Raw genomic sequence first — 3921 nt, 5'->3', positions numbered from 1 at the left:
CCGTGCTGCGCAGCACGCGCCAGTCGACATCGCCGATGCCCGACTGATCGCCGATTGCGAGCGCGGCGACGATGCCTCGGTGGCTCGCGTCGCCGCCGAGCGTCGCGCCGATACGCGCGCGCAGCGCGTCGCGCAGCCGATCGATCGATGCACGCCACCCCGATGCACGCGCATCGAGCAATTCCGCCCGCCGGGGCGCGCTGACATAACCGATCGCGCGAATGCCTGCGGCAAGCCACGCCGCCTCGCTGTCGCGCACACCCGGATTGGCCTCGGCATGCGGGCGCTTCAGCCGCACGACGAATCGCCAACGCTGCGCGGCGCGCAAATCAGGCAGTGGATCGCGTGTCGCCGATGCGCCATACGCGCGCCACGACAGCCGGATCAACGGTGGAAAGCGGGCCAGCTCCGCATCGTTCGACTCGACCGCGAACAGTAGCCGTGCACCTGTTTCGTCGACCGTGGGCAGCCCCCGGATCACGCCGGTGACGACGATGTCGCGCCCTTCCCACTCGACGGGCAGGCTGTCGTCCAACCGCCATTCGGCCCGCGCGGCTGCATAGCCGAACCCGACGACGCCGGCCGCGAGCGCGCACAGCACCCATCCGAACGCGACGGTCGTACGCGTGCGCCGGCGGCGCATGCTCCACGTGCCGAGCACCACGCAGCCCGCGAGTATGGCTGCACCGATCGTCCATGCGAGCGCACCCGGCAGCGCCGCCTGCCGCTGCAGCACGACCACGCCGAGCGCGAACGCGATCCACCACACGCGCATCGCCCCTCCTCGTCGACCCGGCACCGCCATTGAACATGCGGCGCCTTCCGGCAACGATTATGCGGACGAAAGGGCGAGTCGCGGCAGCGCGGCGAGCGCGTTAGCCGAAGTGCATAGGGACACGGCGCCGGCGTCGATCCCGCGCAGTTCGGCAAGCACGTCGCCGATGCGCGGCACCTGGTCGGGCGTGTTGCGGGATTTGTAGGCCCATTCGGGCGCGATGTCGGGTGCGTCCGTCTCGACGACGATCGCATCGAGCGGCAACTGCGCCGCGAGCCGGCGGATCTGCAGCGCGCGCGTGAAGGTCACGTTGCCGCCGAAGCCGAGATGCAGCCCGTGCGCGAGATACGCTTCGGCCTGCTGAAAACTGCCGTTGAACGCATGCGCGATGCCGCGCCGCACGCCGAAACGGCGCAGCCCGGCGAGCACGCGATCCTGCGACTTGCGCACGTGGCACAGCACGGGCAAGTCGAATTCGCGCGCGAGCTTCAGTTGCCCCTGGTAGAAGAACTGCTGCCGGTCTTCGTCGAGCCCCGGCACGAAATAGTCGAGCCCGATCTCGCCGATCGCGACGAAGCGCGGATCGTCGAGGCTCGCCTCGATCTCCATGCGCAGCAGGTCGAGATCCTCGTCGCGTGCGCGTGGCGTATACATCGGATGGATACCGAGCGCGTAGACCGCACCCGGCGTGCGTTGCGCGAGTTCGCGCACCGTCGTGAAGTTGTCGCGCCCGACGCTCGGGATCACGATGCGCGACACGCCGGCCGCGCGCGCCGCGCGCGCAACCGTGTCGCGGTCGGCGTCGAACTCGGCGGCATCGAGATGGCAGTGCGTGTCGATCCACATGGCGGCAGTCCTGCGCCCTGGCGCCGCGCCGGGACGACCCCGGCAGCAGGCCAAGCGCGTTCGCTTCTTACACCGGCAGCGCCGGCTCCTCGTGCAGCACGCCGTCGCGCAGCCGCATGATGCGGTCGCAGCGCGCGGCGAGATCGGGATCGTGCGTGACGATCACGAAGCTCGTCTCGAGCGTCTCGGACAACTCGAGCATCAGGTTGAACACCGTATCGGCCGTCGTGCCGTCGAGGTTGCCGGTCGGCTCGTCGGCGAGCACGCACGCGGGCTTCGTGACCAGCGCGCGCGCGATCGCGACCCGCTGCCGTTCGCCGCCCGACAGCTCGCCCGGCCGGTGCTTCGCACGCGGGCCGAGACCGACGCGCTCGAGCATCGTCTGCGCCTGCTCGCGCGCGTCTTCGGTCGTCATCCGGCGAATGCGCAGCGGCATCGCGACGTTGTCGAGCGCGGTGAACTCGGGCAGCAGGTGATGAAACTGATAGACGAAGCCGAGCGCACGGTTGCGCAGTTCGTTGCGCTCGCGCTCGGCGAGTTGCGTGAACGGCTTGCCGAGCAGCGACACCTCGCCCGCGCTCGGCTCGTCGAGCCCGCCCAGCACGTGCAGCAGCGTGCTCTTGCCGGAACCCGACGCACCGACGACCGCGAGCTTCTCGCCACGCCGCACCGTCAGCTCGGTATTGTTGAGCACCTGCACGTTGAAGCCGCCCTGCACGAAAGCCTTCGTGACCCCGCGCGCCTGAAGCACGTATTCCTGCATACCTGCCGAATCCTGTCTGTTGTGTTGTCGTGAATCCGCGAATGCGGTCGCGCGATCATTCATAGCGGAGCGCCTCCGCCGGCTTCACCTTCGCCCCGCGCCAGCTCGGATAGAGCGTCGCGATCGCCGACAGCGCGAATGCGATCAGCCCGATCCGGATCACGTCGCTCGCGACGAGTTCGGACGGCAGTTCGCTGATGAAGTACACGGACGGCGGCAGGAACTGCACGCCGAACAGGTGCTCGATCATCGGGATCAGCCACGGGATGCTCCACGCGATCAGGCAGCCGAGCGCGACGCCCGACGCCGTGCCGACGAAGCCGATCGTCACGCCCTGCACGACGAAGATCTTCATGATCGACCCCGGCTGCGCGCCGAGCGTGCGCAGGATCGCGATGTCGGCCTGCTTGTTGGTCACCGTCATCACGAGCGACGACACGAGGTTGAACGCGGCCACCGCGATGATCAGCGTGAGGATGATGAACATCATCCGCTTCTCGATCTGCACGGCCGAGAACCATGTCTTGTTCTGCTGGGTCCAGTCGCGGATGTACAGGCTGCCCGACAGCGTATGCGACAGCTCGACCGCCACGTCCGGCGCCTTCTGCATGTCCTTCAGCCGCAGCCGCACGCCGGTCGGCGCTGTCATCCGGAACAGCGCCTCGGCGTCGCGGATGTTGATCATCGCGAGCGTGCTGTCGTATTCGTAGTGCCCGGACTCGAACACGCCGACGACCGTGAACTGCTTCAGCCGCGGCATCATGCCGGCCGGCGTGATCGACCCTTCCGGCGCAACCAGCGTGACCTTGTCGCCGACCGTCACGCCGAGGTTGCCCGCGAGCGCATCGCCGAGCACGATGCCGAACTGGCCCGGCACGAGCGCGCCGAGCTGGCCCGCCTTCATGTCCTTGCCGATGTCCGACACCTGCGGCTCGAGCGTCGGCTCGACGCCGCGCAGCATCACGCCACTCACCGCGTCCTGGCGGGTGAGCAGCGCCTGCGCATCGACGTACGGCGCCGCGCCGATCACCGAAGGATTGCGGCGCGCTTCCTGCGCGGTCAGTTGCCAGTCGGGCATCGAGCCCGTCGGCGAGAACACCTCGACGTGCGCGAGCACCGACAGCATGCGGTCGCGCACTTCTTTCTGGAAGCCGTTCATCACCGACAGCACGACGATCAGCGCCGCGACGCCGAGCGCGATCCCGAGCATCGACACGAGCGCGATGAAGGAAATGAAGCCGTTACCGGTCGTGCGTTTGCCGGCGCGCGTGTAGCGCCAGCCGATCTGCCATTCGTACGGAAGTTTCAAGCGAATCCTTTCTGCTGGTTACGGCGGGGAGGCGCCCCGCGGCCGGACCGCCGCCCGGTGGCGGCCACCGGCCCGGGCACGGTCGAAAAACGGCCGCCGGACGCGAACGGGCCGTCAGCCGGCCCGATCACGCGCGCAGTTTGCCATACAATGCGCACCATCATGCACGACCGACGCCTCCATTTTCTCGTTCCGTTCGCGCTGCCGTCGGCGGCCGATGCGGCCTCA

Annotated in this window: 4 protein-coding genes and 1 pseudogene; 1 reads left to right on the top strand and 4 read right to left on the bottom strand. The window is 68.6% G+C overall.

What is annotated here, in order from left to right; all coding sequences use genetic code 11:
• The 4 genes from G3N99_RS35905 to G3N99_RS35890 all read right to left on the bottom strand — a co-directional run.
• Positions 1 to 775, bottom strand: a 775-nt coding sequence (locus G3N99_RS35905) for a ComEC/Rec2 family competence protein (protein WP_206124731.1), incomplete at its 3' end; no start/stop codon positions are given.
• Between the two features lie 57 nt (positions 776 to 832).
• Positions 833 to 1621 (bottom strand): TatD family hydrolase, encoded by a 789-nt coding sequence (locus G3N99_RS35900; RefSeq protein ID WP_174986951.1) that lies wholly within the window; start codon positions 1619 to 1621, stop codon positions 833 to 835.
• 67 nt (positions 1622 to 1688) lie between these two features.
• The gene (gene lolD, locus G3N99_RS35895) at positions 1689 to 2384 is read right to left on the bottom strand and encodes a lipoprotein-releasing ABC transporter ATP-binding protein LolD (RefSeq protein WP_041492889.1); all 696 of its coding nucleotides are present in this window, start codon (positions 2382 to 2384) and stop codon (positions 1689 to 1691) included.
• Between the two features lie 55 nt (positions 2385 to 2439).
• The gene (locus G3N99_RS35890) at positions 2440 to 3693 is read right to left on the bottom strand and encodes a lipoprotein-releasing ABC transporter permease subunit (RefSeq protein WP_206124730.1); all 1254 of its coding nucleotides are present in this window, start codon (positions 3691 to 3693) and stop codon (positions 2440 to 2442) included.
• A 57-nt stretch (positions 3694 to 3750) separates the two neighbouring features.
• On the opposite strand from G3N99_RS35890, the pseudogene G3N99_RS42640 reads away from it, so the two are divergent.
• Positions 3751 to 3921 (top strand): annotated as a pseudogene (locus tag G3N99_RS42640) (regulator); the annotation flags it as partial.

Origin of the sequence: Burkholderia sp. Ac-20392 (assembly GCF_017104585.1) — a bacterium.
GTDB lineage: Bacteria > Pseudomonadota > Gammaproteobacteria > Burkholderiales > Burkholderiaceae > Burkholderia > Burkholderia lata.
Note: the sequence above shows the minus strand (reverse complement) of the source record. Positions and strands in the feature narration are given on the sequence as shown.